We start from the raw sequence: 19,358 nt of genomic DNA, 5'->3' as shown, positions 1-19,358 counted from the left end.
TTAAAATTTGATGACCTCCTGGGTATCAAAGTAGTAGAGTACACACTCTACATCCTGGTAGCCCAGCTGCCGGAATAGTTCGGCGTACTTGAGTAGGGGCTGGCGGTGGCGGGGCTCGGCGGGGGGGACCTTGAAATCAATGAGCGACACGCGCGCGCGGCCACCGTCAGGAGCGGCCTCGAATACGATGCGGTCGGGCTTGTAGTCCTGCTTGCGGGTACCGCCTACCAAAATTTCCCGCTCGGCCTCAGCCTGTACCTGAGGGCTGAAGTAATGAGCCATGTCGGGGTGGCCTACTACGCCCCGCTGTTTCTCCAGTAGCTCCGGGCGCTCCTTGGTGCTCACTAGCCCCTCGGCCACTAGCATAGCTGCCACGCGCTCCACATCGGTGGCCAGGTGAGTGCGGCGCAGGGCGTAGTGCAGCTTGCGGTTCCACTCGCGCAGCTCCTGCTGGTCGTCGAAATCGAACACGGTGTTAGCGTGGCGCTTTAGGCGCAGGCGCTCCTCCCAAGGCGTGCTGGTGAGGTTGGTGAGGGGCAGGTCGTGGTTGGTGGTTGGCTTATGGTTGGTGGTGGTTGGAGCGAAGCCGTGGGCATCAGCCAGTACGTAGGCCATCTGCTCGTCGTCCCATTGGCTGGTGCTCAATAGGTAGCGGTGCAGAATCTCAGCTACAGTTTTGGCCGGTTCGGCGGGGGCTGGCGCCTCACCGTCCTTTGCCGCCTTCACGGGCCTAGGCTTCCGGCTGATGGCGTACAGACGGTGGCGCGGGCGCGTGAAGGCCACGTACAGCATGTTCAGGCCTTCCAGGAAGGTCTTTTCCAACTCCTCCGTGTACTGCTGGGCCAGAGGGGTGTGCAGCAACGCCTGCGTTTGGGGCAGCACCGCCACGCCCGGCATCTGCGCCACGGGCTTCTCCGAGTCATCATGGAGCCGGCCCCATAGTAAGGCGCCCCGGTACGGCGTCAACGACCAGTCGGCAAACGGCACAATCACCACGCCGTAGGCCAGTCCTTTGGCTTTGTGCACCGTGGTGATGGTAATGGCGTCGCGGCCGGCGGGGGCGTTGATGCTGAGGCTGCTTTTCTTCTGGTCCCAGTAAGCCAGGAAGTTGTTGAGGTTGTTGCCGAAGCGCAGGCTGTACTCCAGGGTCAAGTCCAGGAACCGGAACAGGTACTCCCGCTCCGCCGCCCGGTCCAGCAATCCAAACAAGCCAATCAGGCGCTCCGTCAGTTCATACAGGCCTAGGTTGCCGGTTTCCCGCTCCCGCACGTCGTAGCCGAGGGCGCGCAGCTCATCAAAAAATGGCAGCGCCGAGTCGGCATTGGCCAGCTCCGCCCAGTGGCGGGCCCGCTCCGGGGTGGGGTAGAGGCCCCGCACCACGCGCTCGGTTAGCAGTAGCGCTTCGGCCCGAGCCAAGGTATCGGCCGGCTGGTTGAGCACCCGAAACAGGGCCACTAGCAGGTTCACTACCTCAGCAAACTCCAGCGACAGCGAGTCAGCGGAGATGATATCGTAGCCCCGCTCTTTCAGAAACTTCGCCACCCGGCGGCTATGGTCGCGGCGGCGGCAGAGTACGGCCACGTCCTGCAGCCGGAAGCCATCGGCCACGGCCTGCTCCACAAGTTGCAGGGTGAGGTATAGGGTGCTTTCCTCATAATCCAGCACCTGGCCTACAGTGTAGCCGGGCAGCAGGGCTGGCGTGTAGGTGCCCAGGGCCGCGTCGTAGCGGCAAGCTGGCGCATCGTCCTCGGTAAAGAGCAGCTCCACGTGGCCCGGCGCGCCGCCGGCTTTCTGCGGGGGTACTACTTGTTGGAAGCCCCTATCATAAATACCCTGCACCAGCGGCAGCATGGTGTGTGTGGCGCTGATATGGGTAAACAGCGCGTTGTTGAACTGAATGATTTCGCCCGCTGAGCGGTAGTTTTCGTTCAGGTTGCGGGCCTCCAGGGTTTGGTCCAGCGTGAAGTAGCGGTCGGCCAGCAGGTCGCGCAGCTCGTCGTCGGCAATTTTGCCGTAGAGGTGCTCCGTTTGGTTTTGGTAGAGGCGCAAGATCTGCTCCATCTCGCCCCCACGCCACCGGTAAATGGCCTGCTTGGCGTCCCCCACTGCCAAGCTCAGGCTGCCCGTGGAAACGGCGTTTTCCACCAGCGGGAGCAGGTTATTCCACTGTAGCACCGAGGTGTCCTGAAACTCGTCGATGAGCAAATGCTGATACCGGTCGCCGAGGCGCTCGTACAGGAAGGGCACCGGCTCGCGAAGCACAATCTGGGCAATACGACGGTTGAACTCTGCAATCAGCACCACGCCCCGGTCGCGGCTCAGCTGGTCCACGGCCTTGCTCAGCTCGCTCAGCAGCGACACCTGAAACAAGTAGGGGAGCATCCCCGTCACCAGCAGATAATCGGGCAGCAAGTGCTGGCGTAGTTGCTCCATTTGCTCGTAGGCCTGTAGTAATATCGGCTTGGCGGCGTCTACGCGGGCTTTGTCGGCGGCTGTTTTTACTTTGCTGCTGTACCATTTATCCTGCTCCACGGTGGCACGCACGTAGCTGTTGGCCTCCTTATCGGGCTGCAGGCGCTCTTCCCATTTGGTCACGTAGCCCAGTAGGCCACTGCGGCCCTGGTACAAGTCCGACTCCGTAATGCCAGCCGTTTCAATGGCTTCCTGGGCTACCTCGGCCACTGTCCGGAAGGTAGTTTCAATCTCGTCGCGGCGCTGGCGCAGGCCTTCGTGCAGGCGGCGGTAGTCCTGCATCGAGAGCTTCTGCAACTGTTCCACCGCCTCATGCACCGGTTCGCTGAGCAGAAACTGCCCGAAATCTACCAGCTCGGCGGGCAGGTTGTTCCAGCTGCGGCCTTCGTCGGCCTTCATCAGGGCAAAGTCGGAGATAGTGCGCGAGAGCAGCGCCGCGTTTGGGTCGCGGTTTACGCGGTCAAGGAGCAGGGCTACGGCACTTTGCAGCACGGTGGCGCTATCTAGCTCCACCTCAAACGTGGCGGGCAGGCCTAGCTCGCGCGTGAAGGCCGTGACAATGCGCTGCACGAAGGAGTCGATGGTGCTGACCCCAAAATCGGCGTAGTGGTACATCACCAGCCGGAAGGTTTTGCCGGCCCGTTGGCGCAGCTCCTGCTGGCGCTCCTCTGGGGTTGGCAGGTATTCCAGCTTGCCCTCGTAGGCCAGTTCCTCCGCAATTGTCGCCAGCAGCTGATCGGTTTCACCCTCCTGCGGATACGCAAACCGCCGCAGCGCATCAATAATGCGCTCCTTCATCTCGCCGGCCGCATCGTTGGTAAACGTAATGGCCAGAATCCGCTTGAAGTACGCCGCATCATCAGTACCCAAGGCCAGCTTTAGGTATTCCTTGGTAAGCTGATACGTTTTGCCGGAGCCGGCGGAAGAGGAATAGATGCGGAAAGTGGCGGGCATTGGGGAGGAAAGGGGAAATAGAACGTAACTAGAGTTTCTTAATAGTCACATCTATCATCTTTTTGAATGGGTATCTGTAGAGTGGAGTTTGCGTTTTCCTTAGGCAGTCCTTCCATAGAGGAAATTCTTCTCACCATTTGGAAGGAACATAAACTACAAGTTTTAGTATCAATTGTAGAAAGTGCTTCTATTCCACAAAAAAGCCTTTCGGAAGAATGTGTGTATGCACTAACGCATCCGAAGAGTACAAGCTTTTGGGGGCAGTATGTGTCTAGGTACAACCCTATCTACCTCTTCAGAACAACTATCGAGGGTGAGTACTTTGTCCTTCTGCTTTCTGAACCGCATTTTCCTGAATTAATGGACGTTGTGTCCAAGGCACTGATTAAGTTAGGTGGTGAGGAACAGGGTAAGGATCAGTAAAATACCCTATACCGGTCCCCATAGCCGCTCCACTACATCTTGCTCAATGCGCACCGGCCGTTTGGTAAGTGGGTCAAGCAGCACCCATTGGGTTTCTGCCTCGCAGAGCAGCTTATTGTCGGCGGCCCGTTCGATGCGCACGAAGCGCTGACATTGGGCCCCACGCACCTCGCCAATCCAAGTGGTGCAGCGCAGCTCTTCGCCCAGTAGGGCCGGGTAGCGGTACTGCACCCGATGTTCCCGCACTACCCAAATATACTGCTCCCGCTCGCCGGGCGGGTAGGCCGTCAGCCAATGCTCCCCGGCCGTATCCTGCACCCAGCGCACATACTGCACGTTGTTTACGTGATCCAACTCGTCGATATCCTGGGGCTGAACAGTCAGGAGGCGGGAGAATCGAAAGGCTGGAGTTTGCATAGGAGCAGGGGGTAGGAAGAGGTGAGGTGGGGTGGCCTAGCCCACGCGAAAGGACAGTCAAGCACCCAATTGAACCTTCAACGGTCTTGTTTTAAGTCGTTTGAAACGACAAATAAAGCGTGAAATCACGGCATTAGCCTCTGTTTTTGGTATAAAATCAGGGCATGATAGTACTGTATATGGTTAATTTAAAAGATAGTATTATCTTTGAAGCAGGTTTAAGAAAATGTAGTGAACAAAGTCCTGTTAAGCACTCCCGCAAGGAGGGTAAGCAGAGTTGAGAACTGCTTATCTTAAAAAATCATCTATCACAAAAGTACCATGCAGACAGGAACTGTAAAATTCTTCAATGAAACCAAAGGCTTTGGTTTCATCAAAGTGGACGAGACCGGCGAGGACATCTTCGTACACGTAAGCGAGCTGATCGACGAGATCCGCGACAAAGACAAAGTTGAGTTCGAAATTGCTCAGGGTCGCAAAGGCCTGAACGCCGTGAAAGTGAAGCTGGCTTAGTTTCATCCTTCTCCGGATAGATTTTGAAAAGCAGGTCCTCCAAAGGGCCTGCTTTTTTTGTTTTTCTACTGGCCTAGGCCAGTGCTGATACCCAGTGGCTTCGTTAAGCTGAAGTATAACAAGGGCGTAGGTTCGTCGTAAAAATTAGCCATACTTGATCGAGGGTCAGGGCCTATGATTACAGCGGGTAATAGGATTATCAATATTTCTTCTTACCTTTGCAGCCGCATTTGAGAACGGCCACGTTCCGCGCAGCTACTGAGCTGCCTCTAAGAAACTTGTTGGGCCGGCTTTGTCTTCCGTCCGTTGCTTCCGTCACTTGTCGTTGTTGTTGAGTGGGAGAAGAGCGTCGCTGAATCCGCTGTTTTCAGAGCTATTGACTCCACTCCATCAACCTAGAAATGGAAAACGAAACTGAAAAAATGAAATTCAGTGAGCTAACCCTCTCTGAAGAAATGCAGCGCGCCATTAGTGAGGTAGGCTATGAGGAAGCCTCGCCTATCCAAGCTGGCGCCATCCCCGTACTGCTCTCCGGCCGCGATGTAATTGGCCAGGCCCAGACGGGTACCGGCAAAACCGCCGCCTTCTCCATCCCCACCATTGAGCGCATCAATACCGACTCGCGCGAGGTGCAGGCCCTGGTGCTGTGCCCCACTCGCGAACTGGCCGTGCAGGTATCCGGCGAGATTCAGAAGCTGGGCAAGTACAAGCGTGGCCTGTCGGTAGTGCCAATTTACGGTGGCTCTTCCTACGACCGTCAGTTCCGGGCCCTGGAGCGTGGCGTGCAGATTGTAATTGGTACGCCCGGCCGCGTAATGGACCACATTGAGCGCGGCACTCTGAAGCTCGACAACTGCAAAACCATCATCCTCGACGAGGCTGATGAAATGCTGGACATGGGCTTCCGCGACGACATCGAGACGGTGCTGAAGCAGATGCCGGAAGACCGTCAGACGGTGTTCTTCTCCGCAACCATGAGCAAGCCCATCATGGAGATGACCAAGCGCTACCAGACGGAGCCCCAGATCGTGAAGGTAAACCATCAGGAAATGACGGTTACCAACATCGAGCAGAGCTACTTCGAAGTGCGCGGTCCGCAGAAGAAGGACGTGCTCACGCGCCTCATCGACATGTACAATATCAAGTCGGGCATCGTCTTCGCTAACACGAAGCGCATGGTTGACGAGATTGTGGGCGACCTACAAGCCAAAGGCTACTTCGCCGAAGGTCTGCACGGCGACATGGGTCAGCAGCAGCGCCAGAACACGCTCGATAAATTCCGCAAAGGCACACTGGAGATTCTAGTAGCTACCGACGTAGCCGCCCGCGGTATCGACGTGGACAACGTGGAAGTAGTAGTAAACTATGACCTGCCCGCCGACGAAGAATACTATGTGCACCGCATTGGCCGTACCGGCCGCGCTGGCAAGCAGGGCAAAGCCTTCACTTTCGTGAGCGGCCGCGACATCTACAAGCTGCGCGATATCATGCGCTTCACCAAAGCCACCATCAAGCAGGAGCGCGTGCCGTCCTTCGAAGATGTGTCGGAGGTGAAAACTACGCTCATGCTGGGCTCTATCAAGGAAGTAATTGAAAAGGGTAACCTCGACAAGTACATTGCCCGCGTGCAGCGCCTCATCGATCAGGACCAGGAAGATGGCGTAACGTCTTTGGACGTGGCCGCGGCTCTGCTCAAGATGACCATGAAGGAAGACAAGCGCGCCCAGGAAAGCCTCGACGCAAGCCGCACCCAAGGTGCTGCCCGCCCCGGCTTCACGCGCCTCTTCGTAACCATGGGCAAGAAGGACCGTCTGCACCCCCGCGACATCGTAGACCTGATTGCTGAGAACACCAGCCTCACCGCTGGTAAAGTAGGCGACATCGCCCTCTACGACAAGTTCAGCTTCGTGGAAGTACCGAATGAGTTCGTGGAAGAAGTGATTAGCCAGCTGGGTCGCAGCACCATCCAGGGCCGCCCGGTGGCCTTCAACATTGCTACGCCGCGCCAAGAAGGTGATGCTCAGCAGGAAGGCGGCAACCGCTTCGGCGGCGACCGTCCGCGTCGCGGACCTGGTGGGTTTGGCGGCGACCGTCGCGAAGGTGGCTTCGGTGGCAACCGGGGCGGCAGCTACGGTGGCAACCGCGGTGGTGGCAGCTATGGCGAGCGTCGGGAAGGCGGTAGCTATGGCAACCGCGGTGGTAGCTACGGCGGCGACCGTCGGGAAGGTGGCTTCGGTGGCAACCGCGGTGGCGGCAGCTACGGTGGTAACCGCGGCGGTAGCTATGGCGGTGGCTACAAAGGCCGTCGTGACGGCGGCGACGAATAGTCTTACTACATAATAAGTCCAGCTTAACGGCGGGGCACAGCAAACAAAAAGGCCACTCATGCAGAGTGGCCTTTTTGTTTGCTATTAGGGTAATGACTGGTTTGGTTAAGCTAGATACTGGCCTAGAAAGACCGTTAGCTTAGTAAACCGCAGTGGTACTATTTAGAAGCGTCGCGCAGGTTGCGGATTTCGTCGTGGCCCTGCTTGATGCCGGCGGCTTGCTTTTCGATCAGCGCCTTCAGTTCGCTTGGTACGTCCTGCAGTTTCTGAGCAGTTTCGTACGCTTTCTTGGCGTAATCTTCGCCGCGCTCACACTCAGCCAAAATGCTGTGACGGTCTTTGCCCGTTACAAGGCCTTTGAGGTTGATGAATGCGCGGTGCACGGTACCCGTGATAGAAGATTCTTCTTCAGGATGCAGGTTCAGCTTGTGCATCTGGTCTTCCAACTCGGTAATGTATTCCGAGCGCTGGGCAGCGTATTTCTTGAATACTTGCTTTAGATCAGCGTCTTCTACGTCAGTAAGCGCTTCGGTGTAGCCGCGCTGGCCGTCTTTCAGAGTTTCGAGAAGTTCGTTCAGACCGGCTTGGAGTGCTTTAGAATCCATGAGGAGAGCAGTTTTGGTGTTTAGGAAAGGAATAATTGTGCTTTCCTTTACTCTTAAATAGCGAGTAGGGTTGCGAGGTAGTGGCTGAGTAACGAATGGGGGGAGTGAAGTGGCCTAGGCCTACCCGATAGCCAAGGCAGGGTGATACGGTAATGGTAAAGTAGACGAGCCTAATAAAATAAGCCCCAGCAGGGTGACCTACGCGTTGAACGAATAGTGCCACCCCGCTGGGGACATAAATCTTGCTAGACGTGAATTGCTACCGGTACGCCGCCTCACTCGTAGCGTCGGGTAGGCCTAGGCCACTTCACTCATTCACTTACTTGCTCATTCATCGCACCCATTGCCCGGCCAGCGAGAAAGCCGGTGGTCCAAGCTGCTTGAAAATTGAAGCCGCCCGTGATGCCGTCGATGTCTAGAACCTCGCCGGCAAAGTGTAGGCCAGGTACGCGGCGGCTCTCCATGGTTTGCATGTTGACTTCAGAGAGCAAAACCCCACCACAAGTCACAAATTCATCTTTGTAGGTGGTCTTACCCCGGACGGGTAGGGCTGTTCGTAACAAGCCTTCAATCAGGCGGTTCTGGAGCTTGGTTGGTAACTCGTTCCAGCGCGTTTCGGGCCCAATGCCGGCTTGCTCAGCCAACGTACGCCACAGGCGCTGAGGCAAGCCAAACAGTGGGTTATTGACCACGCCTTTCTTGCCGTTTTGCTCCCGAAACTCCAGCAGCCACTGCCGTAGGGTTTCTTCGGTGTGCTGCGGAATCCAGTTGACGAGGGCGGTGCTTTGGTACTGCAGCTCATGGAGGCGGCGGGCGCCCCAGGCGGAGAGCTTGAGCACGGCCGGACCGCTAAGGCCCCAGTGCGTAACGAGCACTGGGCCTTCATATTCCAGCTTTTCGCCGGCCACGCGCACGCGGGCCTGCGGCACGCTCACGCCGGGCAGCTCCCGCAGGGGCGAGTCGGGGACGTTAAAAGTAAACAGGCTGGGCACAGGCTCCTGAATAGAGTGGCCTAGCTGCCGCAGCCACGCATACTGGTCGGCCTTTGGGGCGCCGCCGGTAGCAATAAGCAGGCGCGCTACTTCCAATGTCTGGGCGTGTGGGCCGGTGAGCGTGAGGCGGAACCCACCCGTCGGCAGGGGCTCAATGTGCTCAGCCTGGGTGTGCAGCAAAATTTGCACGCCGGCCTGCTGGGCGGCATCTAAGAGGCACTGGGCAATGGTTTCGGAGGAGTCGGTGGTGGGAAACATGCGACCATCGGGCTCCGTTTTGAGCCGCACGCCGCGGCGCTCAAACCAGCGGACGGTATCCAGTGCCCCAAACTGTTTAAAGGGCTCTTTGAGCTGCTTTTGGCCCCGGGGGTAGTGCTGCACCAATTGAGCGGGTGTATCGGCAGCGTGCGTTACATTGCAGCGCCCTCCGCCTGAAATGCGCACTTTACTCAGCAGTTTGCCAGTCTTCTCAATCAGCAGTACCCGCAGGTGAGGGTTGGTTTCGGCGCAGGTAATTGCCCCGAAAAAACCTGCGGCGCCACCCCCAATAATGGCAACTGTTTCCTTCTCTACTTTCACGCTGCAAAGGTACGACTCTGCCGCCCGAGTACCATGTAATCAGCTACTTTAGGCAGCTGAAATACAAGCGTAAACCTACGGCTGAAGTGGCCTAGCCAAGCGTTTCCAGCACGTCGTCGTGCTGAAAAGTATAGCCGGTTAGCTTCCGCACTAAGGTGCTGTCAATCAGCTTGCCGCCCGCCGACTCTGGCAGAAACGTAGGGGGCTGCAATCCTAGCCGGGCGGCCGCCTGGGGGTAAAACTCACGGCGAGTAGGGTGGTTGGCGGCGCAAGCATTGAAGGTGTGTCCCCAAATTTCCAACTCAATGATGTGGCAGAGTAAACCCACGCAATCATCGAGGTGAATCAGGTTGACGGGTGCATCACCTTGAGGTAAATCTTGCCGGCCGGCCAGGAAACGGCCCGCGGCCCGGCCTGGCCCCAGTAGGCCACCTAAGCGCACAACGGTGTGATTGGGGGCCGGGAAAAGCGCTTCGGCCCGGAGCAATGGGGCTGTAGCGTCGGGGGCGGCGCGGGCATCGGTTTCGCGCATGGGGCGGGGCTCGTCGGGGTACACGCCCGTAGTACTTACGTACAGAATGTGCTGCACTCCCGCCTGGGCAGCGGCCTCTACCACGGGTTTCAGCAGTTCGGGATAGGCCTCGGCAGAACCGGCCGCCCGCGAAGGCGGAATGTTAAGAACTAGTACCTCCACATCCTGCAGCATGGCGCTCAGCGTGTCGGCGTCGGTGGGGGAGAGCTTCGCACTGAGGCGCAGCAGAAACGGCCGGATGCCGGCATCGCGCAGGGTGAGCAGCTGAAGCGGCGTGGTGGTAGAGCCATGCACCCGGTAACCTTCTTTAACTAAAGTCCGGGCCAAAGGCAGGCCTAGCCAGCCGCAGCCCAATACGGCAACAGTTGGCAGTGACGAAGAGCGAAAGGAGGCAGCGGCGTTGGTCATGTGAGGGTAAAGGTGGCAAAAAATCTTTCTTACACAAGAAGTCCCTCCTGGAAAGCCAGGCGCGCTATTTTGCGTCACTCCAAAAAAGTAATTCTAGCGCAATGACTAGCCCTTATCAATTATATGAAGACCTCCGGGACGATTTGGAGGCCCGTATTCGTATTCTGACTCCTGAGGAAGGAGGGCGCAATTTGCCGCCGTACAACGGTATCCGCTGGAATTTTCGGTACGCTACAACCAATAACAACAGGACCTACTTCCCCATTTATCCGGATTTCTATAACCCTGAAACCAGTAATTCCTGGCGGAGAGAATTACCATTGCCAGTAAATGAGTGGCTGTATGCCCGGATGTATAGTATTGAATCGGAACACAGCACTAGAGTACATCAGGAGCTTATGCGTGCAGGTGTTGCTTTCTATGGTTGTGAGGGCTCAAGAATTATTGCCGAAGGCACAGTTACCCGAATAACTGGTTTATTTGAGGAGCGGTAGTAGCTGCCGTTGATTTCAACTTCCCCAACCTCACTTTCCCACCAACATCCGTATGTCTTCCAGCCATCCTTACGCCCAGCCCATGCTCCGCGATAATGCCCTGCAGGGCAAAACCATCGTCGTGACGGGCGGCGGCACTGGCCTAGGCCGCGCCATGACCACCTATTTCCTGCAGCTCGGGGCCAACGTCGTGATTAGCTCCCGCAAGCTGGAGGTGTTGGAAGCCACTGCTGAGGAACTGCGCCAGCAAACCGGCGGGCAAGTGCTGGCCGTGCAGTGCGACGTGCGCAAGTACGACGAGGTAGAAAAGTTGCTGCAAAAGACCATTGACACTTATGGCGGCGTAGATGTACTACTCAATAACGCGGCCGGTAACTTCATCAGCCCCACCGAACGCCTGAGTCATAAGGCGTTTGATGTGATTGTGGATATCGTGCTGAAAGGATCTTACAACTGCACCCTGGCCTTTGGTAAGCGCTGGATTGCTGACCAGAAGCCTGGTACCATTCTGAATATAGTAACTACCTATGCATCAGTCGGTTCGGCCTACGTGGTGCCCTCGGCAGCGGCTAAAGCAGGTGTGTTGGCCCTCACTCGTTCCCTAGCGGTTGAGTGGGCCAAGTACGGTATCCGCTCCAATGCTATTGCCCCGGGGCCATTCCCGACAGAAGGCGCCTGGAGCCGCCTGTTCCCCGAAGCCCTGGCTTCTAAGCTCGACCCCGCCGCCAGCGTGCCGCTCAAGCGCGTCGGCGACCATCAGGAACTGGCCAACCTGGCGGCCTACATGGTGTCGGATTTTGCAGCCTACATGAACGGTGAGGTAGTAACCCTCGACGGCGGTGAATGGCTTAATGGCGCCGGCGAGTTCAACAAGCTCGAAGCCATTCCGGCGCCCATGTGGGATGAAATTGAAAGAACCATGCGTCGGTAACAGCTACCGCCAAGTGGACTAGAAATACGCTAGGCCAGTATGTACAACAAAAAAGCCGCCCGGTTAGGCGGCTTTTTTGTTGAATCTCGAAGTCCGAATTCGGGCTTAAAACTTATAGCCTTTAAAGTCCTTCGTAAACTCTGCGGCCGGAATGGGCTGGTTGGGAATTACATCGGAGAATTCAAATTTCTCATACAGACCCTTGTCGTCGTGTACTTGCACTACCAGCGGCAGCATCATTTTCTGGTCGATACACATCACGATGCGGCGGCCGTAGGCATTAGGCACCTGCAGGGTCCGTCCCGCCGGTACTGTGGCACCGGCGCTTAACTCATTGCGTTCCAGAATACGATATTCGCCGCAGCCAAACTTATCAGAAATGGCGGTAACCGTTTCGGGCTTGGTGGTTTTATAGGCCACGTAGCGGAACTGTGGATAGCTAGCGCGCAGAATATAGGCTGGGCGACCGGCGATGGTGGTGTCGCCATCGTAGCGGAACGTCTTCTCAAAGGAGTGGTCGAGGCGCTGTTTGGAACCGTGCAGCATTTCGGCGATGGTACCGTAGCCGGCATCTAACGCGCTATGATGCTGATTTTTGCGCATGAGTGAGCCCAGCGGATCGAGGTTGAGCGTGACATAGGGGAAGCTGTTGGGATACACCATTGCGTCGCCGTTGTTCTGGCCCGTTACCCACAGCACTTCCACACCCTTTTGATTGCGCAGGTACACTTTGTAAGGGTTGAACGCCATTTTCATGACGGTGTGTGCCTGCTGGTACGAGTTGCCAATGCGCTCCTTCGCCCGCACGGTGCACCGCAGCGTTTTGAGGTTGTTGATGGCTGTGCTTAAGTTAGAAATTAGCTGATCGGTAGTAAGCTTTTCGCTGGGAGCCGGCGCAGCAGCTGATACCGATACCAGAATGGCTGCCGCGGCTGAGAGCCGAAAAAGAGAAATCATAGAGGCGCGTAAAAAATAAAGTAGGCCGTGGGGAAGTGGCCTAGCACAATGCACAAACCGGGCCGGAAGTGAGAGAGGTAAATAAAGGCAAAGGTTGGCTGATAGCCAGTTAGCGGCGCCATGCTAGGCACCGCGTAGGCGCCAGGGCTGCCTAGTTCAGGCTGATACGCGGGAAACGGCTGGCGGCACTGTCGAAGATAAATAGCTCGTCAATTTCCACCTCCCGCAAATAACGATAAAGCGGAAACTGTTCCACTATCGACTGAATAGCACCGCCGTGTTGCCCATTCATCGTGACCCATCCGCGGCTACGGTCGGCACTAATGGCGTAGGCCTCAATGATATTGTCTTCGATGAGCCGGTTTATAAAGGCACGGTGGCGGGGGATGAGGGCAAGGAACTCCTCTTCAAAGGCATCGGGCAGACGAAAGGAAACGACGAATTTGGCCATAGTAGTACTCTACCGCCTTAACGCCGCGCGGCCAGGAAAGTTGAGAGGAAACCCCGTGGGTGTAACTTTTTCCAGGTTCTGAGAGAATACAGGCCATGCACTTCTCCGTTATTACCCCAACCTACAACCGGCTGCAGTTTCTGCCTGAAACGGTAGCCAGCGTGCGAGCCAGCGTGTCGGCTCCGCTTGATTTTAGCTTCGAACACTTAATTTGCGAAAACGCCAGCACCGACGATACCGCGGAGTGGCTGCGCTCGGAAGCCACGAAAGAAGGTGTGCCTCTGCGCGTACGTTCCCAGGCTACTAAACTGTTGCCCGGTCCGGCCCGCAACCTTTTAATTAGCCAAGACGCCCCCACTGATGGCTGGATCGTCCCGCTCGACGACGACGATGTGCTACTACAGCGCGCCCTCTATCATTACGCCGCTGAAATTCAGCAGCACGATGGGAAGCCGTGGTTTGTGGCTGATTTCCTGCGCGTAGATCAAGACCGGCGCTACCTGCCCAATGAGGATTACTATGCCTGGAAATTCGATTCGCCGACGGAAATGTTGCGGGCCATTTTCAAGGCCGAGCACTTCATTCAGGGCAACGTGTGCTATAGCCGCGCTTTGTTTGACGAAGTAGGCGGCTACGACGAGGAAATCGAAATGGCCGAGGACCTGGACCTGTACGTGCGCTTTCTGCTAGCGGGCCACCTGCCCGTCATCTGCCCCCACATCAGCCATCTGCACCGCTTCCATACCAACAATGTGAGCATTGGAGTAGATGCCGACAAGCATAGCAAGGATCTGCAGGTGATATACGACAAGTACGCCGAGCAACTGCAGGCGCTGGGCATTGAGCGCCCAGGCAAGTAGTGGCCTAGGCCACTAAAACAGGTATTCTGAGCAACAAGAGGATGCTGAGTGGTGGCCTAGCAGCTACCCTGAGCTCCTGTTGCTCAGAATATTTGCTTTATTGCTTAACCACTACTCCGCCCTTCATGACCAAGCGGATTTGGCGCAGAGCTTTTATGTCTTGCGTGGGGTCGCCGGGCACGGCAATGAGGTCGGCGAGCAGGCCGGGCTGAATGCGCCCGCGGTCGGGGAGTTGGAACAAGCGGGCATTGGTGCTGGTGAGGCCGCGCAGCACCTGGAGTGTTGGTAGGGCAAAATCCTGTACTAGCTGTTCTGCTTCGCGTAGATTATCGCCATGCGCAAATACTCCTACGTCGCCACCAATGGCTATTTCGACACCGCTTTGCTTGGCTGCTTTCATGCTGAGGCGTTTCTGCTGCAGGCGTTCCGGCTCCGGGTCCTGGCCTTTGCGCCAACCGCGGTACTGTGAAATGGCGTCGCCGGCCGCCACAGTGGGGCAGAAGGCCACTCCGCGCTGCTTCATCAGCTTAAACACTTCCAGCGTACCCGCGTCGCCGTGCTCAATGGTTTGTACGCCGGCCAGTGCTGCGCGCCGCATACCCTCGGGCGTGCTGGCATGAGCTACCACTGGCCTACCTGCGTTGCGGGCGGTTTGCACAATTAGGGTAAGCTCATCCTGCGAAAATGTGGCTCGGCTGGGCTCATTGGCCCCCCAGCGGTAGTCGGCGTACACCTTAATGATATCGGCGCCTTTGCCAATTTGCTCCCGCACTGCTCGGATGATCCCGTCCACACCGTCGGCTTCCTGGGCGCCCTGGGGCACATCTACATCAGCCGATAGCTTAGGCCCATAACTGCCCGTGGCTACCAAGGCGCGCGTGGCTACGAGCAGGCGCGGCCCCGGGATTAGATTCTGGTTGATGGCTTGCTTGAGGCCTACATCGGCGTAGCCGGCACCCTCGCTGCCCAGGTCACGGGCCGTGGTGAAACCGGCTTCCAGGGTGCGGCGGGCATGAGCCGTGGCGCGGGCTACCCGCAGCGCCTGCGACTCTTGCAGTACCTGGTCGTTCCAGGGCGTTTCGTTGTAGGGGTGCAATAGCATGTGGCTGTGCCCCTCAATGAGGCCGGGCAGCAGCGTGAGCCCCGGCAGCTCCAGCGTATGAGCCTCAGCGGGAGCCTCTAGTTGGGCTGAGGGGCCTACGGCTTTGATCTTGTCATTCTCCACCAGCACGGCCCAGCCAGGGTGCATGGTTTCGCCATCGAACACGGCAGCGGGGCGGAGGAGAAAGGAAGTTGACGAAGGCGTTACTGTTTGGGCTAAGCCGGTCAGACTAGAGAGAAGCAGGCTAGCAAGGAGGGGAAGGCGCACAGAATGGTCCAAAAGAGCGAGTAGAGAAAGAAATTGCTATAGCCACTGCCTCAACGGTTATTCACTTGAGGGGTGCCTTTTTTGCTGATCCTTATAAATCTTATCGAAGGCTTTTCTGGTGAGAAAAGCTAGTTGTCGCTTCGGCAAATCGAAGATCGAAACATACTCATTGCTCATAACCAGATGTTGCTTGGCTGGAAAGGCATTTTGGTACAGCAGCAGAGAGCAGATGTCCGTAGGCGTGATGTACGGATGAGCCGACAAGTGGCTGTGCATGCCTGCTTCAATCGTCTGATCTCCTTCTGGCAAACGCATTGGGATGTAGCTGTTATGCAAGCGCTCTACTTTGCTAAGCTTACCGGCGGAAGTAAAGCTCATTAGGAAGTCGTTGCCAATAGGCAATATCCCTTCTTCCTGAGTACCCGTTAGGATGTAGGCCCGAGCTCCTTGATTGTCATCTAGGATCACCACATTGGGGCGGGTGTTTTCTGGAAAGCCATAAGCAGATTTTAGAAGCTTATGCGACCGTAGCTCATCCATCACAAGCAAGCGCATCGCAAAAAGACGCTCCTCCCGGGCTGAAGCTGGCCTGGCACTGATGTTTCGGCTGGTAGCGGGGAGAATAGAGGTGCGAGCAAACGTAAAACCATACTTCACAGCAAGGGCCTGTTTGTCAGATGCCTGGTGAAGAAAGATGGTACTTACGGAATCTTGGTCAGCGTACGACAGATAGCCCACCACGCCGGTCATGTCGGGCTGACGAGCCATGAGCAGGTCCGTTGCAATCCAGGAGGCCCGCTCTGACTCATAAAGCGCCAGGCCTTCGCGGAGAATTCCCTGCTCCAGGGCTTGTGTTTTCGTGGTTTGGGCCGTGACTTGCTGCCAACCGCCAATACTGCATAGTACTGCGACCAGAAAAGAATACTTCATAGTAAGTTATAAGTGGGTAACAGGGGCAAGTACGAAAGTAGAATTGAAGAAGAGAAAGGTAGCGGAAGAGGCCTAGAAAAGCGCATGTATTAGAATTTCCACCAAGGCCGCTGCACGGGCTCAGGCAGTCCAACTACCCGGCGCAGAACAATAGCCATCAGCTGAGCAATATTCTCGGCTTCTACTTCTAATAGGAACAATTGGCTGGCATCTGCCAACTCCAGATATAAAATGCCCGCGTACCCTGAGGCTTGTACCCTCACCGCCTGCACGTCACGAAATGGTATCAACTGCTCTGTGGCAACTTGCTGACGGTACGCCTCATTCAGGTGCTCGACTACAATGTTTTGAGCCACAATGTCTACTCGTATTGTGTTCTGCAAGCGTAGTCTGTGCACATCATTTTCGGTACTACCCGAAAAGAGCCACGCTATTATTGTCATAAGAATTAAGGGGATCAACAGCCCGTAGGCCTCCGCATACATGCAGAAGCCTACCCATATAATGGCGAATAGACTGAGGATTGCTAGACCTATCCACTTTTGCTTGGGGGTGGGAGGATTCCAGCTTAGTCGTATCGCAGAGTAAGAATATTGAAAGGTAACCGAGCTGTTCAGTTCAAAGAGGCCCCGACTAATTTGTTGCAAGTCCGGGAATAAAGGAAGGAGGCTCATGCAGCCATATAAAATAGAAATGCCCGCCGGAAGATAGGTTTTCCGGCGGGCATTGCAGATAGGGGCTAGGCTACTAGGCTTTCTCTTTTGCGGGCTTGCGTTTCACTTTAATCTTTTCCAGCTTTTTGCCCGCCGGAGCAGCTTCATTTGGTCCGCCTACGAGGGTCATTTCCTTGACGAGGTGGCCGGCACCGGCGTATTTATCTACCACGAAGAGCATGTAACGTACATCCAGCGTGATATTGCGCACGCGGTCGGGGTCGAACATGATATCCGACATAGTGCCTTCCCAGTTACGGTCGAAGTTGGTACCAATCAGCTCGCCGCGGCCATTGATGACGGGGGAGCCGGAGTTGCCGCCGGTGGTGTGGTTGGTGGCAATGAAGGCCACCGGCACCGAGCCCTTGTAGGCATAGGGGCCGTAATCCTTGTTTTTGTATAGCTCGGCGAGGCGGGCGGGTACTTCAAACTCGGGGTTGGTGGGGTCAGCCTTCTCCATAATGCCGTCGAGGGTTGTGTAGAAGTCGTACTTCGTGCCGTCGGCGGGCTCGTAGCCAGCTACCTGCCCGTAGGCCACTCGCAGGGTAGAGTTAGCATCGGGGTAGAACTTGCGGTCGGTTTGCTGCTGGCGCAGGCCGGCTACGTAGGTGCGCTGGAGCAGGGCAATGTTGTCGGTGGCGGCGTTGTAGGTAGGCAGCACCTGCTGGCGGTAGGTATTCACGATGGCCTGGGCCAGCTGAATGGCGGGGTCTTGGCGCAGACCCTGGGCGTTGCCTTTAGCTACTTCATCCAGCACTTTCAGCGCGCTTTCCAGCGAGGTCAGGCGCGACTTGCTGTAGAGCTGCTCCGCGTAAGCGTTCCAGCCGCCGGTGGTAGCGTACTGCTTCTGCAGATTTCTCACGTAGGCCGGTAGCAGCGCGGTAGGCGTGCCATTGGCGTAGAGGGGGAGCAGGGCCGCGGCTACCTTCTGATCGGTAGCCACATTGTAATTGCGGAAGAAGCCGGGGGCACCTTTCTTCAATTTCTCAATGGCGGCTGCCATTTCTTCCGGCGAAGCTTTTTTGTCGACCATTTCCAAGGCCGGGAGCAGACTGTTGGCGTAGAGCATCAGCTCCACACCCAGGGCGGCTTCCGTAACGTAGTCGCGGGCCAGGGTGTAGTCGCGCACGGTAGCATAGTTTTTCTGAAACTGGGGCAGCAAGGAGGAGTAGGCCGCTTTACGAGCTTCGTCGCCGCTGTCGGCCCATTTCTGAAACTGCGCTTCCTGCTCTTGCTTGCGCGTAACGGCATCGAGTTTCTTGAGGCCTCGGGTTTCGCCAATCCACTTCTTCCAGTAGTTGGCAATGCTGGCGTACTTGGCTGCGTACTGAATGCGCACCTTGTCGGAGGCCTTCATATCAGCATCCAGAATGCGCAGCTTGGCGTCACGCACCTTGATCTTAGCGGGGTTGGAGAGGGAATATACCTCGTCAACGCCCCAGGAGGTAAGGTACTCGTTGGTGCGACCGGGAAAACCGAACACCAGGGTAAAGTCGCCAGGCTGCACGCCGCTCAGGGAAATGGGCAGGTGGTGGCGGGGCTTGAAGGGCTTATTCTCCGGTGAATACGGAGCGGGCTTATTATCGGGGCCGGCGTAGATGCGGAAGATGCTGAAGTCGCCGGTGTGGCGAGGCCAGGCCCAGTTGTCGGTGTCACCACCAAATTTGCCGATGCTGCTCGGCGGCGCACCCACTAAGCGAATGTCTTGGAACACCTCGGTCACGAACAGGTAATACTCGTTGCCGCTGAACATGGGGCGCACAAAGGCCTGGTAATTGGTGCCTTGCACGGCGGCCTGGGCTACGCGCTGGCTGTTGGCGAGCACCATTTTCTCGCGGTCGGCTTCCAGAATATTGGTGGTAGGCACGCCGGCCAGCACTTGGCTGGTCACGTCCTCCATGCGCACAATAAAAGTAGCCGTCAGGCCAGGGTTGGGCAGTTCCTGCTCCCGCGACATTGCCCAGTAACCTTTCGTGAGGTAGTCCTTTTCTACGGAAGAATGGCTCTGGATTTGGCTGTAGCCGCAGTGGTGGTTGGTGAGCAGCAGGCCCTGGTCGGAAATGATTTCGCCAGTGCAGCCCCCACCAAACTGTACCACGGCATCTTTCAGGCTGCCTTGGTTGATGCTATAAATCTGCTCGGCGGTGAGCTTGAGGCCTTTCTTCTGCATATCGGCCTCGTTGAGCTGCTTGAGCAGCAGCGGCAGCCACATGCCTTCATCGGCGCGGGCCTGTGGCAGCAGGGTAAATAAGGTGAGGGCCAGCAATACCAGCCGGGAAAGTCGGGTCATAGAAAGGAAGATAAGGGTGGCTAGTTGGGTGGCCTAGCGTGAAAAGGAAGACGCAAAAATAACAAACGGGCTGCTTGCAAGTCGGCTAAACCTAGCGCGGTACGTTCACCACACGCAAGAATGCCCACCCGAAACCGGGTG

15 protein-coding genes are annotated in these 19,358 nt (G+C 56.7%); 4 read left to right on the top strand and 11 right to left on the bottom strand.

Features of this window, described 5'->3' with window-relative positions; genetic code table 11:
• Together EU556_RS14475 and EU556_RS14470 are read right to left on the bottom strand one after the other, a co-directional pair.
• Entirely contained in the window at positions 1-3,426 is a 3,426-nt protein-coding gene (locus tag EU556_RS14475) for a UvrD-helicase domain-containing protein (protein WP_135434868.1), read from the bottom strand.
• A 429-nt stretch (positions 3,427-3,855) separates the two neighbouring features.
• Positions 3,856-4,266 carry an acyl-CoA thioesterase gene (locus EU556_RS14470; RefSeq protein ID WP_135434867.1) on the bottom strand — a complete coding sequence of 137 codons (411 nt, stop codon included), beginning with the start codon at positions 4,264-4,266 and terminating at the stop codon, positions 3,856-3,858.
• A gap of 321 nt (positions 4,267-4,587) precedes the next feature.
• Between EU556_RS14470 and EU556_RS14465 the strand changes: the two genes are divergently transcribed.
• Positions 4,588-4,779 (top strand): cold-shock protein, encoded by a 192-nt coding sequence (locus EU556_RS14465; protein ID WP_088841860.1) that lies wholly within the window; start codon positions 4,588-4,590, stop codon positions 4,777-4,779.
• A 401-nt stretch (positions 4,780-5,180) separates the two neighbouring features.
• Entirely contained in the window at positions 5,181-7,106 is a 1,926-nt protein-coding gene (locus EU556_RS14460) for a DEAD/DEAH box helicase (protein ID WP_135434866.1), read from the top strand.
• Positions 7,107-7,264: 158 nt separating this feature from the next.
• Here EU556_RS14460 and EU556_RS14455 read toward each other — a convergent pair whose 3' ends face one another.
• The 3 genes from EU556_RS14455 to EU556_RS14445 form a co-directional block, all read right to left on the bottom strand.
• A complete protein-coding gene (locus tag EU556_RS14455; protein WP_135434865.1) occupies positions 7,265-7,711 on the bottom strand; it encodes a PA2169 family four-helix-bundle protein in 447 nt (148 codons plus the stop codon).
• A gap of 311 nt (positions 7,712-8,022) precedes the next feature.
• Positions 8,023-9,282, bottom strand: a complete 1,260-nt coding sequence (locus EU556_RS14450) for a BaiN/RdsA family NAD(P)/FAD-dependent oxidoreductase (RefSeq protein WP_167855585.1) — start codon at positions 9,280-9,282, stop codon at positions 8,023-8,025.
• Positions 9,283-9,373: 91 nt separating this feature from the next.
• Positions 9,374-10,222, bottom strand: coding sequence for an NAD(P)H-binding protein (locus EU556_RS14445; protein WP_135434864.1), 849 nt, complete (start codon positions 10,220-10,222; stop codon positions 9,374-9,376).
• Between the two features lie 546 nt (positions 10,223-10,768).
• On the opposite strand from EU556_RS14445, the gene EU556_RS14440 reads away from it, so the two are divergent.
• Positions 10,769-11,647 carry an SDR family oxidoreductase gene (locus EU556_RS14440; protein WP_135434863.1) on the top strand — a complete coding sequence of 293 codons (879 nt, stop codon included), beginning with the start codon at positions 10,769-10,771 and terminating at the stop codon, positions 11,645-11,647.
• Positions 11,648-11,752: 105 nt separating this feature from the next.
• Here EU556_RS14440 and EU556_RS14435 read toward each other — a convergent pair whose 3' ends face one another.
• Both EU556_RS14435 and EU556_RS14430 read right to left on the bottom strand, forming a co-directional pair.
• On the bottom strand, positions 11,753-12,604 hold the full coding sequence (locus tag EU556_RS14435) for a LysM peptidoglycan-binding domain-containing protein (protein WP_135434862.1): 852 nt from the start codon (positions 12,602-12,604) through the stop codon (positions 11,753-11,755).
• Positions 12,605-12,755: 151 nt separating this feature from the next.
• Positions 12,756-13,055, bottom strand: coding sequence for a hypothetical protein (locus EU556_RS14430; protein WP_135434861.1), 300 nt, complete (start codon positions 13,053-13,055; stop codon positions 12,756-12,758).
• A 95-nt stretch (positions 13,056-13,150) separates the two neighbouring features.
• On the opposite strand from EU556_RS14430, the gene EU556_RS14425 reads away from it, so the two are divergent.
• The gene (locus tag EU556_RS14425) at positions 13,151-13,915 is read left to right on the top strand and encodes a glycosyltransferase family 2 protein (RefSeq protein ID WP_135434860.1); all 765 of its coding nucleotides are present in this window, start codon (positions 13,151-13,153) and stop codon (positions 13,913-13,915) included.
• Positions 13,916-14,012: 97 nt separating this feature from the next.
• Here EU556_RS14425 and EU556_RS14420 read toward each other — a convergent pair whose 3' ends face one another.
• The 4 genes from EU556_RS14420 to EU556_RS14405 all read right to left on the bottom strand — a co-directional run bounded on the left by EU556_RS14420 (position 14,013) and on the right by EU556_RS14405 (position 19,217).
• Positions 14,013-15,284: a metal-dependent hydrolase family protein gene (locus EU556_RS14420; protein ID WP_135434859.1), complete on the bottom strand. Its 1,272-nt coding sequence runs from the start codon at positions 15,282-15,284 to the stop codon at positions 14,013-14,015.
• A gap of 57 nt (positions 15,285-15,341) precedes the next feature.
• Positions 15,342-16,214, bottom strand: coding sequence for a hypothetical protein (locus EU556_RS14415; RefSeq protein WP_135434858.1), 873 nt, complete (start codon positions 16,212-16,214; stop codon positions 15,342-15,344).
• Between the two features lie 89 nt (positions 16,215-16,303).
• Positions 16,304-16,612: a hypothetical protein gene (locus EU556_RS14410; RefSeq protein ID WP_135434857.1), complete on the bottom strand. Its 309-nt coding sequence runs from the start codon at positions 16,610-16,612 to the stop codon at positions 16,304-16,306.
• A gap of 349 nt (positions 16,613-16,961) precedes the next feature.
• Positions 16,962-19,217: a S46 family peptidase gene (locus tag EU556_RS14405; RefSeq protein ID WP_135434856.1), complete on the bottom strand. Its 2,256-nt coding sequence runs from the start codon at positions 19,215-19,217 to the stop codon at positions 16,962-16,964.
• Positions 19,218-19,358: the final 141 nt, after the last annotated feature.

This window comes from Hymenobacter fodinae, from assembly GCF_004745825.1.
GTDB classification, from domain to species: Bacteria; Bacteroidota; Bacteroidia; order Cytophagales; family Hymenobacteraceae; genus Hymenobacter; species Hymenobacter fodinae.
The sequence above is the reverse complement of the archived record's forward strand: the minus strand, read 5'-3'. Positions and strand labels throughout refer to the sequence as shown.